Source organism: Mycobacterium timonense, from assembly GCF_025821985.1.
GTDB lineage: Bacteria > Actinomycetota > Actinomycetes > Mycobacteriales > Mycobacteriaceae > Mycobacterium > Mycobacterium avium.
Window position 1 is genome coordinate 152,055 of record NZ_JACKSY010000097.1, and the last position, 23,527, is coordinate 175,581.

At 63.5% G+C, this 23,527-nt stretch carries 18 protein-coding genes and 6 pseudogenes; 10 read left to right on the forward strand and 14 right to left on the reverse strand.

Annotation, left to right across the window (positions count from 1 at the left end):
• Window positions 1–15 precede the first annotated feature (15 nt).
• The 10 genes from H7I87_RS21420 to H7I87_RS21465 are packed head-to-tail and all read right to left on the reverse strand — an operon-like array spanning window position 16 to window position 10,928.
• A complete protein-coding gene (locus H7I87_RS21420) occupies window positions 16–789 on the reverse strand; it encodes a hypothetical protein (RefSeq protein WP_224111070.1) in 774 nt (257 codons plus the stop codon).
• Window positions 786–1,526, reverse strand: a complete 741-nt coding sequence (locus tag H7I87_RS21425; protein ID WP_023862281.1) for an Rv1363c family protein — start codon at window positions 1,524–1,526, stop codon at window positions 786–788. Before H7I87_RS21425 ends, H7I87_RS21420 begins: the two co-directional genes overlap by 4 nt.
• Entirely contained in the window at window positions 1,490–2,959 is a 1,470-nt protein-coding gene (locus H7I87_RS21430) for an MCE family protein (RefSeq protein WP_083071345.1), read from the reverse strand. Before H7I87_RS21430 ends, H7I87_RS21425 begins: the two co-directional genes overlap by 37 nt.
• Before the next feature lie 4 nt (window positions 2,960–2,963).
• Complete coding sequence (locus tag H7I87_RS21435) at window positions 2,964–4,115, reverse strand: virulence factor Mce family protein (protein WP_023862283.1); 1,152 nt, start codon at window positions 4,113–4,115, stop codon at window positions 2,964–2,966.
• Between the two features lie 8 nt (window positions 4,116–4,123).
• Complete coding sequence (locus H7I87_RS21440; protein ID WP_031348266.1) at window positions 4,124–5,446, reverse strand: virulence factor Mce family protein; 1,323 nt, start codon at window positions 5,444–5,446, stop codon at window positions 4,124–4,126.
• Between the two features lie 23 nt (window positions 5,447–5,469).
• Window positions 5,470–6,756 carry an MCE family protein gene (locus H7I87_RS21445; RefSeq protein WP_044090578.1) on the reverse strand — a complete coding sequence of 429 codons (1,287 nt, stop codon included), beginning with the start codon at window positions 6,754–6,756 and terminating at the stop codon, window positions 5,470–5,472.
• Window positions 6,753–7,781, reverse strand: coding sequence for an MCE family protein (locus tag H7I87_RS21450; protein ID WP_023862286.1), 1,029 nt, complete (start codon window positions 7,779–7,781; stop codon window positions 6,753–6,755). Before H7I87_RS21450 ends, H7I87_RS21445 begins: the two co-directional genes overlap by 4 nt.
• A 50-nt stretch (window positions 7,782–7,831) precedes the next feature.
• A complete protein-coding gene (locus H7I87_RS21455; protein ID WP_023862287.1) occupies window positions 7,832–9,289 on the reverse strand; it encodes an MCE family protein in 1,458 nt (485 codons plus the stop codon).
• A 5-nt stretch (window positions 9,290–9,294) separates the two neighbouring features.
• Window positions 9,295–10,104, reverse strand: coding sequence for an ABC transporter permease (locus H7I87_RS21460; protein ID WP_023862288.1), 810 nt, complete (start codon window positions 10,102–10,104; stop codon window positions 9,295–9,297).
• A 41-nt stretch (window positions 10,105–10,145) separates the two neighbouring features.
• A complete protein-coding gene (locus tag H7I87_RS21465; protein ID WP_023862289.1) occupies window positions 10,146–10,928 on the reverse strand; it encodes an MlaE family ABC transporter permease in 783 nt (260 codons plus the stop codon).
• A 1,199-nt stretch (window positions 10,929–12,127) separates the two neighbouring features.
• On the opposite strand from H7I87_RS21465, the pseudogene istA (H7I87_RS21470) reads away from it, so the two are divergent.
• Window positions 12,128–13,371: pseudogene (istA, locus tag H7I87_RS21470) on the forward strand (IS21 family transposase).
• Window positions 13,371–13,916 (forward strand): annotated as a pseudogene (locus H7I87_RS21475) (ATP-binding protein); the annotation flags it as partial. The pseudogenes istA (H7I87_RS21470) and H7I87_RS21475, both read left to right, overlap by 1 nt.
• A 475-nt stretch (window positions 13,917–14,391) precedes the next feature.
• Here the strand turns inward: H7I87_RS21475 and H7I87_RS21480 are convergent.
• A complete protein-coding gene (locus H7I87_RS21480) occupies window positions 14,392–14,973 on the reverse strand; it encodes a hypothetical protein (protein WP_023862332.1) in 582 nt (193 codons plus the stop codon).
• 81 nt (window positions 14,974–15,054) lie between these two features.
• Here H7I87_RS21480 and H7I87_RS21485 point away from each other — a divergent pair, with 81 nt between their 5' ends.
• The gene (locus tag H7I87_RS21485; RefSeq protein WP_023862333.1) at window positions 15,055–15,543 is read left to right on the forward strand and encodes a DUF6933 domain-containing protein; all 489 of its coding nucleotides are present in this window, start codon (window positions 15,055–15,057) and stop codon (window positions 15,541–15,543) included.
• 49 nt (window positions 15,544–15,592) lie between these two features.
• Here H7I87_RS21485 and H7I87_RS29335 read toward each other — a convergent pair.
• A pseudogene (locus H7I87_RS29335) lies at window positions 15,593–16,935 on the reverse strand (IS256 family transposase).
• A 33-nt stretch (window positions 16,936–16,968) separates the two neighbouring features.
• On the opposite strand from H7I87_RS29335, the gene H7I87_RS21500 reads away from it, so the two are divergent.
• Window positions 16,969–17,400, forward strand: a complete 432-nt coding sequence (locus tag H7I87_RS21500) for an IS110 family transposase (protein WP_167380273.1) — start codon at window positions 16,969–16,971, stop codon at window positions 17,398–17,400.
• A 79-nt stretch (window positions 17,401–17,479) separates the two neighbouring features.
• Here H7I87_RS21500 and H7I87_RS21505 read toward each other — a convergent pair whose 3' ends face one another.
• Complete coding sequence (locus H7I87_RS21505; RefSeq protein WP_023862337.1) at window positions 17,480–17,617, reverse strand: hypothetical protein; 138 nt, start codon at window positions 17,615–17,617, stop codon at window positions 17,480–17,482.
• A gap of 35 nt (window positions 17,618–17,652) precedes the next feature.
• Between H7I87_RS21505 and H7I87_RS29250 the strand changes: the two genes are divergently transcribed.
• From H7I87_RS29250 to H7I87_RS21530, 6 genes and pseudogenes are all read left to right on the forward strand, one after another.
• On the forward strand, window positions 17,653–18,009 hold the full coding sequence (locus tag H7I87_RS29250) for a transposase (RefSeq protein WP_080683602.1): 357 nt from the start codon (window positions 17,653–17,655) through the stop codon (window positions 18,007–18,009).
• 20 nt (window positions 18,010–18,029) lie between these two features.
• Window positions 18,030–18,275: pseudogene (locus H7I87_RS21510) on the forward strand (ATP-binding protein); the annotation flags it as partial.
• A 594-nt stretch (window positions 18,276–18,869) separates the two neighbouring features.
• Window positions 18,870–20,373: pseudogene (gene istA, locus H7I87_RS21515) on the forward strand (IS21 family transposase).
• Window positions 20,370–21,177: pseudogene (istB, locus tag H7I87_RS21520) on the forward strand (IS21-like element helper ATPase IstB). The pseudogenes istA (H7I87_RS21515) and istB overlap by 4 nt, the downstream one beginning before the upstream one ends.
• Window positions 21,178–21,387: 210 nt before the next feature.
• Complete coding sequence (locus tag H7I87_RS21525) at window positions 21,388–21,936, forward strand: TetR/AcrR family transcriptional regulator (protein ID WP_080683601.1); 549 nt, start codon at window positions 21,388–21,390, stop codon at window positions 21,934–21,936.
• 210 nt (window positions 21,937–22,146) lie between these two features.
• Window positions 22,147–22,587: a lipoprotein LpqH gene (locus H7I87_RS21530; protein ID WP_224173274.1), complete on the forward strand. Its 441-nt coding sequence runs from the start codon at window positions 22,147–22,149 to the stop codon at window positions 22,585–22,587.
• Between the two features lie 80 nt (window positions 22,588–22,667).
• On the opposite strand, the gene H7I87_RS21535 is transcribed toward H7I87_RS21530, so the two are convergent.
• Window positions 22,668–23,339, reverse strand: coding sequence for a CAP domain-containing protein (locus H7I87_RS21535; RefSeq protein WP_023862404.1), 672 nt, complete (start codon window positions 23,337–23,339; stop codon window positions 22,668–22,670).
• Window positions 23,340–23,527: the final 188 nt, after the last annotated feature.

Sequence of the window (23,527 nt, forward strand, 5' to 3'; positions counted from 1 at the left end):
GTGCCCATACCGGCCTCAAACTGGGTCGAATGACGAAATCAGCCACCGGTTTCCGATCTTGTCCATCGTCACCCGGACGGTCGATGAGGTGTTCGTGGGCGCGTCGTTGCCGACGGCCACAGTCTGGTCTACATATACCAGAGCGACCGCGTGGTTTGGTGTCGCCGACACTGAGGCGGCGGCGGGAACGGTGGCGATCGCCGAGATGTGGTCCTTCTTGGCGCCGGGTATCACCACGTCCTGGACCAATTGTGTGTAGGAGTCTTTGAACTTTCCGGTCAGCCGGTCGCGGGCGGCTCCTAGGTCCTTTTCGACGCTGTCGGGCTGGTAGGACAGTAGCGCAACGGTGGATTCCTTTGCCGCGGCAACGGACTCGATGCCAGCGGCCCCAGAGTCACGGACCCATGCATCCTGCCACTTTAGGAAGCCGACGGCCGCCGCGATCAGCAATGCCAACACGGGAAGCACCCCGAATACCAATAGTCGGGACCATGTAACTCTGCGCTTACGTACTGGGAGCTCAACGTGTTTCGCGTCTTCGGGTTCAGTATCCTCATCCCTGACCGACGCTTCCCCTGACTGAGGAAGGTCTTTTGTTTCGCCCGAGTCGTGGGTGTCATCGGGCCCCTGAGGTTCGCTTGTTGCGCTTGCGGCCTGGTCGGTGGTCTCGTCGGCAGCAATCGCTTCGTCTTGCTCGGTGGCGGAATCAATTTCGACCGGCACAGCGGTGGTTCCCCTTGTGGCTCGTTGGCTTAGCACTCGATGCTTGCCGACCTGCAAATTCCTCATGGCACGAATGCGACGTTGGAGACTTTCGCGTCGTTTCCAACTTTTTGCACGGTGATTCGCATTCGCCAATGCCGCGGATCCTGATCGGCTGCACCGAGATTCGATGTTCTAACGGACACGGCAACCAGCACTTGCGCTTCGCTGCCCGATTGCGACTCCAGACCCGACTCGGTGATTGTTCCTACCGACTTCGATTGCGCTTTCTTGACGACCTCGATGAAGGGTTTCGATCGATTGGAGAAATCGTCGTAGAAAGTGCCTGTCGCCGAGTCCAGGATGCGCTTTATGTCACCATCGGCGTGCTGCCAATCGATTGTGGTCAGGTTCAGCGCCCCTTGTCTTGCGACCTGAACCAATAGCGCACGTTGTTCTTGGGCCTGGTGGGACTGGTACAGCCGAAACCCGAACCAACCGGCCAAACCCGCCAAAGAAGCAACGGTGACCAACCCCCACACGGCGGCCAGCCTCAACGGCGACACCCGCTCCTTTTCCGGTGCAGCGTCTTCCGGGGTGGCGGCGACTCCGTCATCAACCGCGGCGTCGTCGTCGGCCTCGTCGGCCAGATCTTCCTCCGCCTCCACCGAGGGAGGCGCCGCCTCGGCGCTCGTCTCGTTCGAGCTGGCCTGGCCAGGCATATCCGACGAACCCTCGTCGTCGCGGACGGCCGTTGCCGGGGTCCTTGCTGCCCGGGCCGTTTCGCTCAGTTCCTCTTGGGAGGTATCAGCATGCTCTGCCATGTTTTCTCCTTGGTAGCCCCATGGGCCAGATCGGTCTGGCTGTACATGCGCCCGTCTGGCCCCACGTACATGCCGGTGGCTGGGTCGTATTGGACGGCTGCGATCGGCGGTGGCTGCGGACCGGGCGGCGACGGTGGTGGGGCCTGACCGGGCGGTTCGTCTCCTGGCCTGAGCTGTGGGATAGGTTGGCCAGTATAGGTCGCGTTGGGATCCCCCTTCCAGTTGAAGCCGTCGTTCAGGGGAACATAAGTCTCGTCACTTTCGCACATCTTTACGGTCGGGGCGCGCTTGCCCGGGCGAGTCTCGCAAGGCAGATTCCGCGCGCCGCGCACGTCGAGCATCGAGTCTTGCGGTACCCGGCAGTATAGGTCGCCTTTAGGCGGGTCCGGGTAGTCCTCATAGCTGGCGGCGCGCTGCTGCTGGACCGGCAGGAACCCGGTCGTGCATGCTGGGGGCCAGTTGAGATTCAGGTTGAAGCTGAGGTAGCCACCCGCGTAACTCTGTTTGGTATTCCTATTGGGCACCCCGGTCGCTTGGACGTCGGCCGCCCCCTGCGGTAACTCCACCAGGACAGCTTCCAGGTTGTCGCGATAGGTGACCCCTACCTGCCCTACACTCACCAGATTGGCCAGCACGATCGGCAGCGTGGGGTTCAACCGGTCGAACAACTGCCGGGCCTCGGCAGCAGCTGGGCCGCCCGCGTGAAGTACGCCCCTGACCGCGGAGTCGTTGGCCCGAAGCTGGGACGTGATGGTCGCCAGGTGGGCGGCCCAGGCCTGCACCGCGTCTGATGACTGAATTTGGCTGTCCAGCAGTGGCTTTGACCCGTCAATCAAGGTCACGAGTGCGTCGAGGTTCTTGCGGCTGTCGATCGCGAGCTTCGAGGTCCCATTCACCAGCCGGGAAAGCTCGGGGCCGAGCCCGCCGACCGCGGCATAGGATTCGTCGACCACCGTTTTGAGGTTGTCCCGCGGGATCACGCTCAGCCCGCGATTGGTCGCCTGCAGCAGCGAGTTGAGGTTTGGCGGAACATACGTGCGGTCCACAGGGATTACGTCGCCGTTTTTCAGCGAGGGGCCGTTCCCGGTGCGCGGCAGCAGTTCGACATATTGTTCGCCGACCGCGGATACGCTGTGCACCTGTGCGCTGAGATCGGCTGGGATGTGGACATCCGAGTCCAACTGGAGCACCGCCTCGGCGCCACTACTGGTTAAGCGCACGTCGCGCACCCGCCCCACCTCGACGCCTCGGTAGGTCACGTTGCCGCCCGAATACAGGCCGCCGGCCTGGGGCAGCTGCACGGTGACCGTATACCGGTCGACCCCAAAGAATGCGGTCGGGACCTGCATGTAGTTGAAGAACATGACGGTGCCCGCGATCAGGCTGACCACCGCGAAAACCAGTAACTGAATTTTGATTCGCCTAGTGAGCATGCCGTCAGCGCCCCTGGTCGAAGTGGTACGGGACAACCAGCGGGTTGCCGGGGTTGTACTGGCTGCCACCCATGCACGGGCTGGGCATCTGGCCGATGGTGCGGCCCCACTGCAGCTCCAGTTCGGACAGATTGCACTCAAACCGGGTACCGGTGAAAAAGGATGCGTCCAGCCGGCTCAGCGTCAGGTCGATGACGGCGGTCACGTTCGCATAGTCGCCACGCATCCATTTACTGAGTGTGTCCGTGGGAAATGGGAAGGTTCCGTAGAAATCCAGCGAACGGGTCAGCGCCGGCCCGGCGTCGGCCAGTGACTGCAGCACCGGGCCGAGGTCCTTCAGCTCCTTGACCAGGTTTTCCTTGGTCTTGTTGACCGAGTCAGCGGCAAGTGCGCCGAACCTGCTCAGGTCACCCAGAGCGTCGGCCAGGGCGTTCCGTTCGTCTTTTAGCACGGTCAATGCGTCCGGGATGGTTTTCAACGCCTTGTCGATTACTGGCTTCTGGTCTGCAAATTGACCAACCAGGTTGTTCAGGCTGTCCGTGGCGGCGATGATGTCGCCTTTTTGGTCGTTGAGGTAACCGACGAACTTGTCGAGTTGTCCCAGCAGGCTTCTCAGGTCCGCTTCGCGGCCGGTGAAGGCAGTGCTCAACGCCTTGGTGATGTCCTGGATTTGCCCTAGGCCGCCGCCGTTGAGCACTAGTGAAAGCGCCGCCAACGTCCGTTCGGTAGACGGATAGCTACCGGCTGACGCTAGCCGGATCAGCGACCCGTTTTTGAGCTTGCCTTCCGGCGGGACCCCGGCGGGCGGGGGCGCCAGTTCGACATGCACCGAACCCAGCAGGCTGGTCTGCCCGACCGTAGCGGTCGCGTTGGCGGGCAGGTCGACATCACCGTTGATCGTCATGGTGACCAGCGCGTGCCAGTTCTGAAGCTCGATGTTCGTCACCTTGCCGACGGTGACATCGTTGACCCTTACCCGGGAATTCCGTTCCAGATTCTGCACGTCGGGCATCTGCGCTTGGACGGTGTACGAACCGGGGCCACCTCCCTGGGTTCCCGGCAACGGAAAGGAGTTTGCGCCGCGGAACCCGCAGCCGGAGAGTGCCGCCACCACAAGTGCCGCTACCAGCCCGACGGCTACTCGCGACAAGCGCACTGATCGGATCACTGTCCACCTCCGGACGGCACCATCATCCCGTGCAGGCCATCGGCCGGGTTGGTGGCTATTGGTTGGGCGGGCGCCGGCGGTGCGGCCGCCGCCAGTGGCGAGGGCGGGGACCCCGGTGGGGTGTTTGCCGGCGGCGCGGGGTTGGCGGGGCCGGTGGGCTCTGCTGGCCGCGGGGGAACGTAATCGGGCCGCAGCCAGTCCTCGCTATAGGTTATTTCGTTGGGGCGCGCCGTGGTTCCGACGAAGAGATTCTCGCCCAGCGGCGGGAAATTGTATTGACGGTTCTTGAAGATCGGCGCCAGATATTGCACGCAGAGTTTCGCTGCATCTTTAGCGCCGCGACGCGAGGCCGCCTGCACCGCGGCGCATAGGAACTGGACCGGATTGGCGAATTGGTTCACCGCCAACCCACCGGTCAATGCGCCCTGCGCGGGTTGATAGATGTTGAGGAAGTTCTGGAAGGCTGTCGGGGCGACATGCAGAACTTGTTTGACGTCGTCGAGGCTCTCGTTGAGCGCCTTTGTCACCGACGCCAGCCTGTCGGAGGTGCTACCCAGCGTCTCGCGGTTGTCGGCCACAAAGTTTCGCACGTCATCGGCCACCTCGTTGAGATCGCGAACCGCGTTTCCGACCTCGTCGGGGTCGTTGGCCAATAGGTTGGTCACCGCGGCCAGGTTCTGATTCAGTTGTCGCAGCAGGTCGCTGCTGTCATGCAGCGCGGAGACCAGGACCGAAAGGTTCTTCAAGGTGGTGAACAGGTCGTCGCTGTGGTCGCCGATCGCCGATACCGCCTGTGACAACTTGATGAGGGTGTCACGGATATCTGGGCCCTGGCCGCGCAAGTTGTCGGCGGCGGTGTTGATGAACGCGCCCAAGGTGCTGGTTCCGCCCGGCGCGGTGGGCTGCAGCGTCTGCGTCAGCTTCTCGAGCTGCTGGCGCAAGTCGTCGTATTCCACCGGAACCGCGGTGCGAACCTGCGGAATGACCGCGCCGGCCTGCATCGTCGGGCCACCTGTGTAGGCGGGTGTCAACTGGATGGATCGCGGCGTCACCAGCGACGGTGACAGGATCACGGCTTTGGCGTCGGCGGGCACTTTGTATTTGTCTTTGTACCAGAACGTGATCTTCACGCGGCTGGGCTGTGGTTCGATCTTCTCGATCTTGCCGACGCGCACGCCGAGAATAACGACGTCGTCCCCGTTGTAGAGCCCGGTGCTGTCCGCGAAGTAGCCGGTGACAGTGGTGCGGCCACTACCGCTGACCGACCTCACCGCCGTGACGATGCCGCCGAGCAGCAGCAGCACCAGGGCGACGGCCAAGCCGATCTTGGCGTTGCGTGAATTCACTGTCCACCGTCCTGAACCGGCTGTGGATTCGGAGGCGCGGGAGGTCCCGGCGGCGGGCCACCGGGTGGCGGGGCGGGTGGCGGCTCCCGGTACGGGTAGCAGCCAGGGCCGGGTAACGCCACACCGGGCACACCGCATGGATGGTCGCCGGGGTTACCCGTGATGGCGTCCGGGATGGTCATGCGGGGTTCCCCGCCCTGGCCGGTCCGCGGGTACGGTATCGGTAGCGGCGGTGTTCCCGGCTGGCCGACCTCCGGGTCGGCGCGCTGCGTGGGCAGCAGCACGTTCGGATCCAGACCCAGATCGGAGAAGGCCGCGTCGATGAACGGCTGCACGAACTGCCCGGGCAACAGGTTAGCGATGTAAGCCTTATAGAACGGGGCGGCTGACACCACTTCACCGAGCCTCAGCGAAAAGCTGTTCAGCCCCGTGAGCGCCTTCTGCAGGCGTTCTTTGCGGTTGTCAACGATCGCTAAGACCTCGTTGAGCTTATCCAGCGCCGGCTTGAGGGTGCTGCGGTTTTCGGCGATGAAACCCTTGACCTGCCGGGCCACCGCGGAGAGATTGTTCGAGATCTGGTCGAGCGCGCTGCTCTGGCTTTTCAGTTGCACCAAAAGGGCGTTGGTGTTGTCGACCAGGTTGACGACTTCGTCGCTGCGTTCAGCCAGCACCTTCGTCGCTTTATTAGCGTTGCTCAATAGATCTCGCAGCTGGGTGTCGCGTTCGTCCAGGGTCTGCGAGAACCGTGCCAGCCCCTGCACCGCGGCCCTCAGGTCGGGTGGCGTATCAGAGAACGTCTCGGAAAGCACGGCCAACGAGTTGGATAGTTGATCGGTATTCAACCCGCTGATGGTCGTCGTGAGATCACCCAGCGCGTCCGGCAATTGATAGGCCGGCCTGGTCCGGTCGAGCGGTATCGCTTCGGTCAGCTTTCTGTCTCCGCGTGGCGTGACCTCGAGAACCTTGCTGCCGAGCAGGGTCTTCAATTTGATTGCTGCCTCGGTGCGGTCACCGAGGCGCACGTTGCCGGCGACGTGGAACTTAACCAGCACCCGCGGTCCGTCGAGCTCGACGCTCGATACTTGACCGACCCGGAAACCCGACACCTGGACGGCATTGCCGGGTGCCAGGCCGCCGGCCTCGGCGAAGTAGGCCGAATAGGTTTTGCCTGTGTTGAAGAACGGCAGCGTGTCGTAGTTCAGCGATATCAGCATGAGAGCAACAGTGATGCCGAGCCCGATGGCACCGATGCGGAGCGGGTTGCGTTCTGAATAGGTTTTCATCGCGGCGTGCACCTCCCGGTGGACTGGCCGGCCAGCTTGATGAAGACGGGTTGGCCCCCTTTGCCGTTGACCTTCAGCGCCACGTCGCAAAGGTAGAAGGTGAACCAGTCGCCGGTTAGGCCCTGTCTATTGAGGATCTTGAACGCGTCGGGCCAGGTGTTCAGATAATTGTCGAAGAAATCGCGATCGCCCAGCACTGTTCCGGCGGTCCGGTCCGTCTCAGCCACAACCTTTTTCAGCGGCGGGCGAGCCTGCGCTAGCAGGTCGGCGATCGACCCGGCAGCCGCGTTGGCGTATGCGACGCCGTTGCTGATGTCTTGCTTGCGGGCTTTGAGGCCTGCGACCAGTTCAGATAGCGAGTCGACGGCCTTGGCGAACTGCTTGCTCTGGCCGCTGAGTGAACCGAGCATGGTGTTGAGGTTGGTGATGACCTGTCCGATCAGTTGATCTCGGTCGGCCAGGGTGCTGGTGAGGGCCGCGGCCTGGGTGAGAAATGAACCGATCGTGCCGCCCTGACCCTGGAAGGCGGCGATCAATTGGCCGGTTAGTTTGTTCACTTGGTCAGGGTCCAATGCGCGGAATAGGGGCCGGAAGCCACCGAGCAGCGCGTCGAGGTCAAGTGCCGGCTCCGTGCGGCTCAGTGGAATGGTCCCGCCCGGTTGAAGTCTCTTTACTCCCCCGGCGCCCTCCTCAAGTGCCAGATATCGGCCTCCGATGAGGTCCGCGAAGCGGACGGCGGCCCTGGCGCCCTCGGTGAGCATCACCGAGTCGGCGGCGGAGAATTCCACGAGCACGGTGGAGTCGGGCTGGATGGTGATGTTTTTGACCTTGCCGACTTCCACACCCGCGACGCGGACGAAGTTCCCACCTTCTAGCCCGGACACGTTCGCGAACACGGCCCTATACGTCTTTTCCGATTGGAAGCGCAGCTGACCGAAGACGGCGACCAGCGCAAACGCGCCGACCAGGCACACGACCAAGTAGATGGCGAGGCGCCATGTGGTGCCTACCAAATTCTCACGCATATCTGCCTTCCTCTATGGCTTCTGTCGCCTTCGCCTTCCGCCGTCAAGACTCACGGGGGAGGCGGCGGCGGTACGCATTGCTGATTGAGGATTCCGCAAGTTGCTTGCACTCCGGACGGCACTGAAGGCACGAACGGTTCCGAACCCGCCGGCGGGGGGCCGGGTTCTCGCGGCCTGCCCGGGGGAGGCGCTGGCGGTAGACCGGGATACAGCGGCGTTCCGTCCGGCGCGTATAGCTGCGCACCGTAGGGCGGTGCTCCCGGGTAGGGGATGGGACCTGGCGCCGGGCCCGCCGGATGGCGAATGCTGGGCGGTTGTGGGGTCCCCCTAGTGACCGGGAAATAGTCGACGTAACCGGGGAACCCTATACCGGGGTTGGGACGCACATCTACTCCAGTCCCCCATCCGGAGTCGGTGACGAGGTAGCGCTGCGGCCAGTTCTTGGCAACGTCGGGCAACGAGCCGCACCCTGGCTCACCGCCGGGGCCGCCCTTGATGTCGTTAATCGGCAGGTTGTCCGGATAGCGGTATGCATCCTTGCCTAGCAGCAACGCGACGTCCAAGATCTCCGAGTATCCGTTGGTGCCGCCGGAAGAATTTCGCGCGCCGAAGTCGAGGGCGTTTTTCCCGCCGACCAGCGTGCAGGTCAGTTCCGGGTTGTACTTCATGAGCAGGCGCGTGGTGGATTCCAGCAGGTTGATCCCGTGCACCAGATTGTCCTTATTGGGGCCGATCAGGTTGGTGCCGGCGCGGGAAAGCCCGCTGACGCTCAGCAACAGCGAGTCGAGTTGTTTTGCGTTATCGGTGATGGTGCCGCTGGTCGTGCTGGCGGCGTCGAGCACCGTCACGATGTTGTGTGCGGCAGCGCTGTACGTGTCGCTGAACTCTTTGAGAGCGCGGTAGTCGGCACGGATCGTCTCGCTGCGTGGATTGATCGCCGTCAGGACCTGGTTGAGGTCGGTGGTTGCCTCGCCGATCTCTTCGCCCTTGCCGCGAAATCCGTCCGCGAGCGCGGTGAGTACTGCGTTCAGCTTCGGGACGTCGACCTGGTTCAGCACAGCAACGAGGTTCTGGAACACCGTGTTTACTTCGACAGTCACGTTGCTCGATTTCACCACCGCGCCAGCCGCCAGCCGTTTTTCGCTCGGGTGGGCGGGGGTGAGTAGTTCCACACCCTTGGCGCCGAACGCTGTGGGTGCGGTGATTTCGGCGGTAACGTTGGCCGGAATGAATTTGAGCTGTTCCGGATACAGCTCCAGTTGAAGCTTCACCGGATCGCCCGGCTGAATCAACGCAACCCGGCCGACTTGGACGCCGCGCAACTTCACTTTTGCGCCGGGTTCCATAACGAGTCCCGCCCGGTCAGATGTCAGCGTTACCCGGGCATAGGGCCTGAAGTCCCTCCTGAATGCGCCTACCGTCAGCACGACAATCGCGCCGATGCACGCCAAGAGAATCACGGTCCAGATCGCCGGGTGCAGGCCGGCCTCACGCCGTTTGCTCTTCATCGCCGCTACCCAGATAGGTGGAAGTTGCCAGACACGCCGTAAGCGGCCATTGCCACCGCCAACGTCACCGCCACCGCCACGATCAGCGAGGTGCGCACGGCGCGACCGACCGCCTCACCGACACCAGCCGGGCCGCCCGAAGCGTTGAAACCGTAATACGTGTGCACCAGCATGATCGTTACCGCGGAGGCAATGACTTGCAGCAACGACCAGATGAGGTCGGTCGGTTGCAGGTAGGTATGGAAGTAGTGGTCATAGACGCCGGGAGGTTGCCCGTAGACGAAGATAACGAGGCCGCGCGTGGCCAGAAACCCCGACAGCGCAGCCATGCACCATAGCGGGACCACGACAACTACACCCGCAACTACCCGGGTGGAGACCAGGTAGGTGATCGTGTGGATGCCCATCACCTCAAGCGCGTCGATCTCCTCGCTGATCCTCATGGCGCCCAACTGCGCGGTGGCGCCGGCGCCGATTGTGGCCGCCAATCCGATATCGGCGATCAGCGGCGAGCTGATGCGCGTGTTGATGTAGGCGGACGCGAAACCGCTCAAGGCTTGCACCCCGACATCGGACAACGATCGATATAGCTGGATGCCGACGAGTCCACCGGTGGACATCGTCAAGGTGGTCACGATTACCACGGTCCCGCCGATGATGGCCAGCGCCCCGACGCCCAGGCTCATGTTGGCGATCAGGCGGAGCGTCTCCACCTTGTAGCGGGCGGTAGCCTGCCACACCAAGCCGAGGGCTTTGACGTAGAACGCGGTCTGGGTTCCCAGCCGGTTCCATCCGTCGACAAATCCGCGCACCATGTTCGTCAGTTGCGGCAACCGGTGTGCCGCTGGGACGGCAGTCACATCGTCGCCTTCGCGGTGACCGCGGTCAGCACCACATTGATCACGAACAACGCCATGAACGTGTAGACGACGGTTTCGTTCACCGCGTTGCCGACGCCCTGCGGACCGCCGCCCACGGTAACGCCCTTGTAACAAGCGATGAGGCCGGCAACGAGGCCGAACAACATCGCCTTGGCGAAGGCGATGACCACGTCGGTCAGCCCAACGAGCAGCGTAAGGCTCGCCATGTAGGAACCGGGGTTGATGTGTTGAAAGTAAACCGAGAACAAGTATTGGGTTATCAAACCGGTGATGGTGATGATGGCATTCAGTACCAACCCATTGAGCCCCAGCGCCAGCACCCTGGGCACCAGAAGCCGTTGCACCGGGTTGATCCCCATCACCCGCATGGCGTCGACTTCTTCGCGGATGGTGCGAGCGCCTAGGTCGGCACACATTGCGGTAGCGCCGGTACCGGCGACTACCAACACCGCCGTTATCGGGCCGAGGTAGACCACGGCGGCCAGCGCAGAGCCAGTTCCCGAGGCATCGGCAGCGCCGATTTCGACCAGCAGGACGTTAATGATGAACACGGCGAGGGTATTGAACGGGATCGCCAAGAAGACGGCTGGGGCGATCGACACCCGAGCCACGAACCACGCCTGATGGATGAACTCACGCCAGGCGAAGGGTGGACGGACCACCTGCGCCAGGATCTCGAGCGACAACGCGAAGAAACTGCCGATCTCGCGCAACGGCTTGCCAGCAGAGGCCTTCCAGGCAGGAGCGCCCGGGGACACCTCAGCTGGCGCCGGCACGCCGACAGAGGCAGTAATAGGTTCTGTGTCCGCCGCCACCACTAGCGCACTCGTTTGTAACTAGTCAGAGCCGACATTAGACGATGAATCCTCCCCGCAGCGGTATGACGTGCTGCTTGCCTTTCGAGCGGTGTGGCCCAGAGCACAGCGAGACGCTACACCATTACATTAAGGCAAAGCAACATCGACAAACATTCATTTCGGACAAACCCGCTTAGCGGCGTCCGTGCATCGATGGCGGTTTGCTGCAAGTTCCGACATTTTTTGCCGAGATGTCGCAATACCCGCGCTCGCGGCGCCGCCGCCGGCTGGGTTGCCACACCTCACCAAGCAGCATAGTGCCTACTAGATCTCGTAGTACTCTTGCGAGGTGGCTGATCGTACGCGTCCCACCGGCCGGGCGGCCGACGTGCCAGGCGCACGCCCGTAGCGACCAGTCCGACGTCAGAAAGTTTGCTATTGGCTGGCTAATTAAGATATTAATTACGGATTCTGCTTCACAGGTGGAACTGTGATATCCCCAAATATATTTCTTATTACCACCCTCACAGGTTTATGAGCTGGACGCTAAGTACTGGCTTTTTCAATGGGCCTAGATGCGTCGCTCGCTGGTCTTATCGCGTAGCTCGAAATGGTTGAAATAATAGGGGTCGTGACGTAAATCAGGCCAGAGAAGCGGCGACGCATCCCTTGCATTTCCACCGTGACAGCCCGCCGCTGAGCCGGATTGAGCGCACACCGGCCCGTCTCCAGCGTCGTTATCGCTGAGACGCCCGCGGGGTGCGCCGATCCATCGGCAGGGCCCTGAGCTGCGCTTACGCACAATGGTGGGCTACGAACTTTCTAGCGTCAGCGCGAGCTTTACTCCTCCTAGTGCGCCAAACCTGGTCATGCGGGGCATACCACCATCGATCGCCACCGCCTCCCGCAGCCGTGAGAATTAATTGCTGATTACGACTAAGCGGCCTCAGGCCTGAGGAATACTCTGTCGCGCGGAGGACGGTGAGCCAGCGCACAAAAGCGGCCGATCGAAGTGATGGGTAAAGCTAAATAGTTATCTATATATCGGTTTGTATCGTTAATGTCAGCGGCACGTGAAAACTGGCCCCGGCCCGGCAGGTGAATTTTGACCCCCTGGTCCGGTGGCCTGGCTCTAGTCGAGCCAGGAGGACCAGAAGGGAATGTTGTCTGTGGAAGATTGGGCTGAGATTCGGCGGCTGTATCGGGCGGAGGGGTTGCCGATCAAGGTGATCGCCCGAGTGCTGGGGATTTCGAAGAACACGGTGAAGGCGGCGCTGGCCTCTGATGGGCCGCCGAAGTATGAACGACCGCAGCGGGGTTCGATCGTTGATGAGGTCGAACCGCGGATCCGGGAGCTGTTGCAGGCGTATCCGCGGATGCCAGCGACGGTGATCGCGGAGCGGATTGGCTGGACCCGTTCGATTCGGGTCCTTTCGGCGCGGGTGGCCGAGCTGCGCCCGCTGTATCTGCCGCCGGATCCGGCCTCGCGCACGGTGTATGCGGCCGGCGAGATCGCTCAGTGCGATTTCTGGTTCCCCGACATTGAGGTACCGGTCGGGTTCGGGCAGACCCGTACGGCGACCCGATTGCCGGTGCTGACCATGATCTGCGGCTATTCGCGCTGGCTGTTGGCGCTGTTGATCCCCACACGCCGGGCCGAGGACCTGTTCGCCGGGTGGTGGCAGCCGATCGCCACGGTGGGAGCGGTGCCGCGGGCTTTGGTGTGGGACGGTGAGGGTGCTGTCGGGCGCTGGCGCGCCGGGCAACCCGAGCTGACCAAGGAATGCCAGGCCTTCCACGCGGGGTGCTGGCCGCCAAAGTGATCATCTGCCGGCCGGGCGATCCGGAGGCCAAGGGACTCATTGAGCGCTGCCACGATTATCTGGAGCGCTCATTTCTTCCCGGCCGCACCTTTGCCTCGCCGACCGATTTCAACGCCCAGCTGGCCGACTGGCTGGCGGTGGCCAACACCCGCACCAAACGGGCACTGGGGTGCGCCCCGACCGATCGCATTGCCGCCGATCGGGCCGCCATGTTGGCCCTGCCCCCGGTGGCCCCCGCGACGGGGTGGTCCTCCTCATTGCGGCTGCCCCGCGACCACTACGTGCGCTTGGATTCCAATGACTACTCGGTTCATCCGGGGGCGGTGGGGCGCCATGTGCTGGTGCGTGCCGACCTTGATCGGGTGCAGGCGTTCTGCGACGGGCAGCGCGTGGCCGACCACGAGAGGGTCTGGGCCGTGCATCAGACGGTCTCTGACCCGGCCCACGTGGAGGCGGCCAAAGTGTTGCGCCGCAGCCGAATCCATGTGAATCGGCCACCGGCCGTCTCGGAGGTGCCGGTACGCGACCTCGGCGACTATGACGCCGCGTTGGGTGTTGATCTGGACGGCGGTGCCGCCTGATGGCCGCCGCGAAAGCCAACGCGAGCCGTGATGTGACCGCTGAGCTGACGTATCTGACCCGGGCCCTCAAAGCTCCCACTCTGCGCGAATCGGTGGCTCGGCTGGCCGAGCGGGCTCGCGCGGAGAACTGGACCCATGAGGAATACCTGGCCGCCTGCCTGCAGCGTGAAGTCTCTGCCCGCGAGTCCCACGGCGGGGAGGGCCGTATCCGGGCGGCCCGGTTCCCAGCTCGAAAGTCGCTGGAGGAATTCGACTTCGACCACGCCCGCGGACTCAAGCGCGACACCATCGCCCACCTGGGGACGCTGGACTTCGTCACCGTCCGCGACAACGTCGTGTTCCTCGGACCACCCGGCACCGGCAAAACCCACTTGGCGATCGGCCTGGCGATGCGGGCCTGCCAGGCCGGGCACCGTGTGCTGTTCACGACGGCCGCCGAATGGGTGGCCCGGCTGGCCGAAGCACACCAGGCCGGACGCATCCACGCCGAACTGACCCGACTTGGGCGCTACCCGTTGATCGTCATCGACGAAGTCGGCTACATCCGACTTGTTGAATATGTCGTAGGTGCTGAGGTTCTCGAGACCTATGGTGCCCAGGGTGTTGGTGGCTTGGCTCGGGCTACATCTGCCGCCTAAGGGTTGGCTCGGAAAGGGCGTGCCCGGCTACCGGCATCCGCCGCGTGGCTCAACAGAGGCCTGCGAACGTCACTTTAAGTCGGATTGCCCACCGCGGTCTTTCACTCACATTCGAGTCAGGGAGCACCGTGACCATCATTGGCATCGATCCACACAAGTCCGTTCACGAAGCCTGCGCGCTGACGGACGAGGGTCGCGTCCGAAGCTTGGTGTAAAAGCACGGGCCGGTTCGGGCTTCGTCGTCAGCATACGGGCGGGGGAAATCGGGCGGCAGTGACACCACCCCGTAGCTGGCCCCTGATGGTGTTATGGGTAACGAGGCGCGGTCCCGCTCCGGATGCTTTATCGGGGCCGGGCCGACAATTGTGAGGCCGAGAGATTTTCAGCCGTCGTGGGTTTGGGCTTCGGTCAGCGCGTTAAACGCGGCGTCGAGGCGGTGCTGGCGGCGCCGGTTGGGTTCGTGGTTGGCTTCGGCGGCCACGAATCCGATCAGTTCCTCGAGGTCGTCTGCACTGGCCAGCAAGACAGCGCCGTCGGGGTGGGCGCGCATGCGAAATACCAGTCGCTCACAGTCGGGGTCGAGCAACACCAGCTCGCGCAGCGCGGCGGCGGTCTTGTCGCTGACGATGACCTCGTCGACGTTGCTGGCAACGCTGAGCCGGCGGCGGCGCAGGTCGTAGGGGGAGCCTGCCCAGTTGCTGATCACCCCCTCGTCGTCGCAGACGGTGCACCACCATCGGATGGGCGTCGACGCCTCGGCCCCCACGATGGCGATGGTCATCCGCCCGGGGCAGGGCTTGTGGGCCGGTCGGCGTCGACACGGCAATGCCGACACCCACGGGTCACCGACCTCGCCGGCGGTGCCCGCCCGGACAATGTCGCCCAAGTGCTGCGCGAGGCGCCGCGCGGGACCCGAAGCGTCGTGCGGCATGTCGAGGAAGTGACCCAGATCAGCGACCAACACGTCGCCACACTGTACCGGCGCCAAGCCACGGCGTTCTTGCGTCCCGATCGTCGGTGGCTTTGCCTACGATCATGACTCGTGATGTTGCGATGCACCGCCAAGGTGTTGGCGCTGCTGGGGGTGTCTGAGCCGGCCATCGGCGAAGCCTGCGCGACCGACTGGTATGCCCACCTGGTCTGGATCGACCGACGGAAATGCCTGCTGGTGACCCACGCCGGCACCTTGTTCTCGGTGTTCATGCCGAACGTCACCGCCGCCGGGCTGCGCCCGATCGGCCCGCCCGTCGTGGCGGCGATTCAGGCCGCGCTGCAAGCCGAACACCTGCCCGTCGATACGCTCGGCGAACTCGATCCCTGCCAGGTGGCTGTGGCCAAGACCGCCGACCGCCGCATCTTGGGCACCCTCAACGATTTAGCGTTCACCACCGAACACCTCATCGCTACCACCGGCGGACTGGCCCGCTGCGACGTCAACGCACTCCACCACGGCCTGCACCGCACCATCAACAGCATCACCGGCTACATCCCGCCGATCGACCTGGTCACCGCCATCGCTCAAGACCAACGGTAACAACTGTTCTCCTGCCTGGGGGGCGTACCGGCGTGGCGACCCGAGGTCGCTACGCGGTGGCTGAGATGGGATCGGCTTGGTCGGTGTCGGCACTCATGGTGGCCGGCGGCGGCCGCAGTTCACGGGGTGGGTCAAGCAGTGATCGGCGTAGATCTTGCAGCAATCGGGTGCCGGCCGGGGTCATGGTCAGACCGCGCCAACCGGCTGAGGCGCGATCCAGTACGGCCCACACCAGGCTGATGGCGCTGGTCTCGCCGGGGAATCGGCCAATGACCTTGGTCCGTCGCTTGGTCTCCCCGAAGGAGCGCTCAATAAGATTCGAATGTCGAACGCGCCCATGGTGTTCGACCGGGAACCGCAGATAGGCCGTCAGCCCTGCTTTGTCGGTGAGTACGATCCGCATAGCCGCTGGGTAGAGGTCGCAATATTTGGCGGCGAACGCCTCGATCCGCGTGTCGATGATCTCAACGAGCCGAGGCCCCGGTTCGATGCCCAGGTCGGTGGTGTCGAAAATTGCCCAGTAGCCGTCGCGGACCTCGGCTTGCATCCCGGTGGGAATCTTGGCGAGCACGTTTCGGAGTCGATGAATAAGACATCTCTGGCGCAACGCTTCTGGGTAGATTTGTTCGATGGCCGCGATCAAGCCCTTGGCGCCGTCAGAGACGACCAGCAGCGGGGTTCCAAGGCCGCGTTCGCGCAGATCGGTCAGGAAATCGGACCACGCATCAGTGGACTCGCCGGTCCCCGGTGACAACCCGACGAACACGGGTTTGCCCTCGGTGGTGATGCCCCAGGCCGCCAACACCGGCTCGGCCGGCGACCCGGGATGCACCGAAAGAACGAGGCGTCCAAAAACAGATAGTCCAGCACGATCTCATCGAGTCGGCGGCGCGCCCACGCCTGATACTCGGCTCGGATCGCCTTGCAGACTTCCGAGACCGTCGACTTGGAGATCGCGGCCTGATCGCCGAGCGCTTCGGCAAGGGTGGCCTCGACATCCCGCACGGACAGTCCGCGCACGAACGCCGCGATCACCAGTGTCTCCAGGGCGTTGGTTTTCGTCACGTGCTTACCGAACAACCGCGACGCGAATGCTGCGGTGGTGCCGCGCAACTTTGGCCGCTCCAACCTGACCGGCCCGGTGGTGGTTTTGACCGTCACCGGCCGATACCCGTTGCGTGAGCCCTCGTTAGCGTCCGGACAGGCCGCGGCGCGTTGGTAGCGTTGGCGGCCGAGGAACTCGGTGACTTCCGCCTCCAGCGCCGCCTGCATCAACAGCTGGGCTCCCAGGCAGGCGACTTCTTCAAGGATCTCGGGCAGCTCCCGATCCTCGGCAAACAAGGCGTCGATCTTGATGCGGATACGGTCGGTGGCCGATACTCGAACAGGCACGGGCGTTGCTCCTTCTTCGCAGACTTGCAGGTCGTGAAGCGGAACCTACGCCCGTGCTCCCTATTTACACCGGATTCCGGACACGACCCGGACGAGGGTCCAGAACGTCTGCGCGTCAAAGCAACCCGACGTGACTATCAGAAACTTCTCGCATGGGGACAACGTCTGCCTGATCGCACGTGGGCGATCGAGGGCGCCCACGGCTTGGGGCGGCACCTGGCACAGTTCCTCGTCGCTGCCGGTGAGAACGTGGTCGATGTTCCTGCTTTCCTCTCGGCGCGGGTCCGAGAACTCAGCCGAGGCCGCGGTCGCAAGACGGACGAGATCGACGCCTTGGCCGCAGCACGCGCGGCACAAGACGCTGAACACCTGCACCCGGTCCTCGTCGAGGACAAGTCCAAGGTCGTATCGATGCTCAATGAGCGAAGAGCAAACTTGACGGGACAACGGAACCCGGACGGCTAATCAACTGCATGCCCTCCTCCGTGACCTGGTCCCGGGCGGCCACCTCGGCGAGTTGACAGCCCTGACCGCCTCCCGGCTGCTACGCACCGTTCGACCCGACACGCCGGTTGTCGAGCAGCGCAAGGCTCTCGCTCACGACCTGCTCGCAGATATTCGGCGGATCGATCGCCAGCTCGGCGACATCGACAACCGCCTCGACATCGCGCTGCTCGAGCACGGCACAACACTGACCGAAATCGGCGCGTCGGAACCATACTCGCGGCACGAATCATCGCCCATACCGGCTCGATCGACCGGTTCAGCACCCAAGACCATTACGCGAGCTACGCAGGAGTAGCGCCCATTGAAGTCGCCAGCGGAGAACGAAGCCGGCACCGGCTATCACGCAGCGGGAACCGACAACTCAACTGCGCCATACACTTAGTCGCCCTGCAACAAGTCCGCCACAACCGCGAAGGCGGCGGCGAGTACTACCGCCGTCAGATCGCAGCCGGGCGCACCCACAACGAGGCTATGCGGTGCCTCAAACGACGGATAGCAAACAAGCTCTATCGCCGCATGCGGGCTGATCAGCACCGAAGAACAACGGCTATCGCAGAAGCGGCTTGACACACAGAGGCGTCGACTTGTTCGACACCGAAGCCGCCAACCTGTTCTTCCAACTCGTCTCATCGCGATACGAACGGGCCAGCCTCATCGTCACCTCCAACAAACCATTCGGCCGCTGGGGCGAAGTATTCGGCGACGACGTCGTGGCCGCCGCCATGATCGACCGGCTGGTGCACCACGCCGAAGTCATCACCCTCAAAGGAGACAGCTACCGACTCAAAGACCGTGACCTCGGCCGCACCCCCGCGGCCAGCACCACTGAGGAATATCCACCAACCACCACCCCAGGGGGTCAATTTTCAACCCTGCGCCAGGGGGTCAAGATTCAGATGCCGCCGACATAACGCATTTTTGGAGGCCATTGCTGGAGAATCTCGAGCAGACTCTGCACTGCTGAGCCGCGGTGAGTCAGGTGCGGTGCCGGACAGTTGCTACCCGGTTAACTGACCGGGTATAGCCTCGCTCAGCTGCATGCGGCCTTGCCCTCATCGCCGGATTCCCGGGCAGGCGCTCGAGGCCGGCGAGCGTCGCCTGCCAGGAACCGGCGGCGGCGGCGCCGCCGCGAGTCCACCGCCGACCTCTCGCGGCGCAGCTAATCCGTCACCAGCTGTCCATGGCCATGAGAAAGTCCCCATCTGTGGCCAGTAGGAAGTCTCCACTGGTGGCCAGGTAGAAGTCCCCACTCCTTTGCGGGCTCGTCGTGTCTTTTCCGGGAGCTGAGGGCCTGGGCGGTGACGGTGATAGCGCCAACTGTCACTTGATCACCGCCCAGGGAGCTCGTGTCTTTTCCGGGAGCTGAGGGCCTGGGCGGTGACGGTGATAGCGCCAACTGTCACTTGATCACCGCCCAGGGAGCTCTATTGAAGTCTGCAAGGGAGCGTATGAACATCATTTCGGCGTATCATCAGGTCGGGTCGTATCGCGGCGCGGCCGAGCTGTGCGGTACTACATAAGACGGTCAAGCGGGTTATCGAGCGAGCCGAGGCCGGTGGGCCGCCGGCGCGGGAACCACGACCACGCAATGTTGACGCGTTCACCGAGCTGGTCGCCACCCGAGTCGAGAAATCACACGGCAAGATGTCGGCGAAGCGGATGCTGCCGATCGCCCGCGCTGCCGGGTATCAGGGCTCGGCCCGTAACTTCCGCCGCCTGGTGGCCGAGCAGAAAGTATTGTGGCGCAACGCTAACCGGCATCAACGCCGTCCGGCGGTGTGGTCACCGGGTGACTATCTGGTGATGGACTGGGCCGAAGCTGCACCGGGGTTGATGGTGTTCTGCGCGGTGCTGGCGTATTCGCGGTGGCGGTTTGTGCGCTTCGCTCGCGACGAGAAGGCCTCGACCACGATGGCGATGATCGCCGAAGCCCTCGAGGCGATCGGTGGGGTTCCGGCCAAGATCCTGGCTGACCGGATGGGCTGCCTCAAAGGCGGTGTCGTCGCCAATGTCGTTGTCCCCACTCCGGATTACGTGCGATTCGCCTCCCACTATGGATTTAGCCCCGACTTCTGCCACGGAGCCGATCCGCAATCGAAGGGCATCGTGGAGAACCTGTGCGGCTATGCGCAGAACGACCTCGCGATCCCCTTGTTGACCGAAGCCGCCGTGGCTGGCCAAGCACTGGACCTGCGGGCGCTCAATGAGCAGGCCGCGTCGTGGTGTGCTGAGGTCAACGCCGCGGTGCATTCAGAGATCTGCGCAGTGCCCGACCAACGCCTGAGTGAGGAACGCCGCGTGTTGAAAGCCCTGCCGTCGCTGCGGCTGCAGGTCGGGGCCGGGTCGGTGCGCCGCAAAGTCGATGCCCTGTCCTGCATCAGGTACGGCTCAGCGCGCTATTCGGTGCCCACACGCGTGGTGGGCACCTCGGTCGCGGTCGTCGTTGATCACGGCGCTCTGATCCTGCTGGAACCGGCGACCGGGGTGATCGTGGCCGAGCACGAATTGGTCAGCCCCGGTGAAGTCTCGATCCTCGACGAGCACTACGACGGACCCCGTCGGGCACCCTCACGTGGACCGAGGCCGAAAACCCAAGCCGAGAAACAGTTCTGCGCTCTGGGCGCCGAAGCCGAGCAATTCCTCGTCGGCGCTGCCGCGATCGGCAACACCCGGTTGAAAGCCGAGATCGACATCCTGCTCGGACTCGGGGCTGCCCACGGTGAACAGGCGTTGGTCGACGCCCTCCGCCGGGCAGTGGCATTTCGTCGGTTCCGTGCCGCCGACGTGCGCTCCATCCTGGACGCCGGCACCGGAACCCCGCACCCCCGCCCCGCCGGCGACGCCCTGGTCCTGGATCTCCCCACCGCCGAGACCCGATCCCTGGAGGCCTACAAGATCGTCGGCACCACCACCGACGGGACCGCCTCATGACCGCTACCGGCACTGGCGCCGCGAAGACAGCCGCACCGGCATCGGTGGCGCCGCTGGCCGCCGATCTCGACGTCGCGTTGCGCCGGTTGAAATTGGCCACCGTGCGCCGCAACGCCGCCGAGGTCTTGCAGGTGGCTAAGACCCAACGCTGGACTCCCGAAGAGATCCTGCGCACGCTGGTCGAGGCCGACATCGCCGCCCGCGACGCCTCTAACACCGCCAATCGTCTCAAGGCCGCGGCGTTCCCGGTCACCAAGACCCTCGACGGGTTCGACGTATCGGGATCCTCGGTCACCCGGGCGACTTTCGACTACCTGTCGAGTATGGAATGGGTTCGGGCCCAACAGAATCTAGCCGTGGTCGGTCCGCCGGGAACGGGGAAAAGCCATCTACTCATCGGCTGCGGACACGCCGCCGTGCACGCGGGTTTCAAGGTCCGCTACTTCACCGCCGCCGATCTCATCGAGGTGCTCTAACCGCGGACTTGCCGACAACACCGTCGGCAAGATCATCGACACCCTGCTGCGGGCCGACCTCGTCATCCTCGATGAGATCGGCTTCCCACCCCTCGATGACACGGGCACCCAACTGTTGTTCCGACTCGTGGCCGCCGGCTACGAGCGCCGCTCATTGGCTATCGCCTCGCACTGGCCTTTCGAGCAATGGGGCCGATTCCTGCCCGAGCACACCACCGCCGCCAGCATTCTCGATCGGCTGCTGCACCACGCCAGCATCGTCGTCACCTCCGGCGAGTCCTACCCGATGCGCCACGCCGACCACAAGAAGGAAGCCACCAAGAATTAGCCAATCACCCGCAACGGAGCGGGGACTTCTCCTGGCCGCCAGCGGGGACTTCTAGATGGCCATTGACAACCAGCCCTGGCCGGGCCGTTCGCATGGGTCACCGGCACACCACCGAGGTCGTAGTGTGCTGGTGTGACCGCCCAATCCAGAGGCCGTCGCCCGAGGCCAGCCGGGGCGGACTCGCCGGCAGATGATGAGGCGCGCGAACGGTTGCTGACCGCGGCCGATTCCTGCTACTCGGATAAGGGGCCCGTGCACACCCGGATGGGCGACATCGCCCGGCGCGCAGGCGTGCACCGGTCAACGGTGTACTACTACTTTCCGAGCAAGGACGCTCTGCTGGCGGCCTCCTTCATGCGAGTGCTCACCGTTACTCTGCACGCCGTCGAACGATGTTGGCAGACTGACGAACCCTTTCTGACTCAGCTCGTCGCCGCATGCATGCGGGGCATCGACATCGCCCGGGGCTCCCCGGTCATGCGATCGCTAGTCGACGACCACCAAGCTGTCGGCGCTGCCTATCACGCCGCCGAAGGCTCTGAGTTGTGGCGAGCCAAACTCGCTGACGCGCTGGTGAGGCGCCTCGAGGCTGCTGCCGCTGCCGGCGATATCCGCCGAGATGTTCCGGCCGACACCCTCGCCCGCTGGATCGTCCGCGTCAACTTCAGCCTCATCGCTGAACCCGCCGACCCCGACGACGGTGGTGACGAGGGCGTGCTGCGAAACTTGCTCGTCGCCTCGCTCACCCCTCGGCGATAGCCCTCGGTGATATCAAGTCACGGTATGCGGCTAACCCTTCAACATTGCTGTCCTCGTTAAGACGACGAGCCGGCGACCATGACCACACCAAAGTCGGATACGGTTGCTTTACCTAGCTGGCCGCTCGCCGTGCTGAGTAAGCTGCCGCCGAGGGTCGAGCTGCTCTCAATGCGGAGTCGGGAAGACAGCGAGATGAAATGAGGTGCGCTCGTGAAGAAGCGGTTCCGCAACGCGTCCGCAATCGTTTTGGTGGCAGCCAGTGTCGGGGCATGCTCACCGTCTCGCGCGGCCGAACCTCCGCCCGGTACATTGCTCCCGGGAACCGCGCAGGTAACGATCAACGACCATGTGCTTCCAGAGACCCACGCGGTGAAGTGCGTACCGATGGGATCGCTAGCTACGGTTACTATCGGTGACACTGCGGCAGGCACCAGCATGTTCGTGTCCAATGAGAGTCCTCTGACCGCCAAAACGATCAACATCAACAATCTGGATGGGTTCACCGGCAGCTACGCCGAACACCTCCAGGGCGCCGCCGAGGTAACCCTGCACGGATACACCTACACGATCCGCGGACGGGCCGAGGGCTTTAACACCGATAACCCCAGCTTGAGGTCAACCGACTCTTTCACCATCAAAGTCGCCTGTTAACGCGACCAGCTATCTTTGGCCGAACTACGTTGACTGCGCGGCCTTTGATGCGGGTTCGCCAACGATGGACGAATCCCACTCTACTCTGGAGGAGTGCCCGGCGGCGGGTACACCCCCCTGAGGATCCACGGGAACCAGTTGAGACCGAACTCGAGTTCGTCGCTGGCGTCATAGTCGGGACTGGGATCCAGCGGAATATTCTGTCCGTCGGTATTTAGTGGTGTTGCTCCCCGTCCCGAGGGATCGCCTTGTGGCTGTCCGTATAGCGCAACCACAACGGTGCGATCCGGACTGTTCAACGACCACACCCCCATCTGGCTGTTCGCACAGCTGGACATGATCTTGAAATCGTCGGGGTTGTGATACCACCGGTTGATCAAGTCGTTGCCGCTGATCGCGATTGACTGATTGATCGCCACCGTCTCTGCCACCGGTCCGTGGAAACCGGCCGCATTGGCGCGGTCTTGCGGGCTGGACCCGTCCGAACCGATATCACCATCGAGGGCGCGGTTGTTCAGCAGATCCTGGGTGTGCCGCTGCGCAGCGGCTTGCAGTTGGGGGCTGATTCTCACGTCGTTAATGCAGCCAGCTTGATGTTGCACGGTGAAGACGTTGGCGACGACACCGTCGTTGAGTCGCTTGTTGTTCGGTATGAGGGTGTTGTTGTCGTTATCCGCGTGTGCGACGGGAATGCTCCACAGAGCGATAGCTACAGCCACCAAGACGGGCAGACGCTGCGGCCGATACTGCATGTCCAACTTCTCCTTGTTAGCCGCCAAGCGGCGGTCGACGGTAGGGAACGGCGGACCCTGTGTGATCGAGTACTGATTTAGTCGCAATTGCATGGCGGAATTCGGAAGCGTCGCAACACTGTTCGGGCAATCGTTTGAACTCGCTGGCCGTCACCGCAAGCGGGTATCGGATCGACTGGCCGCTGGCC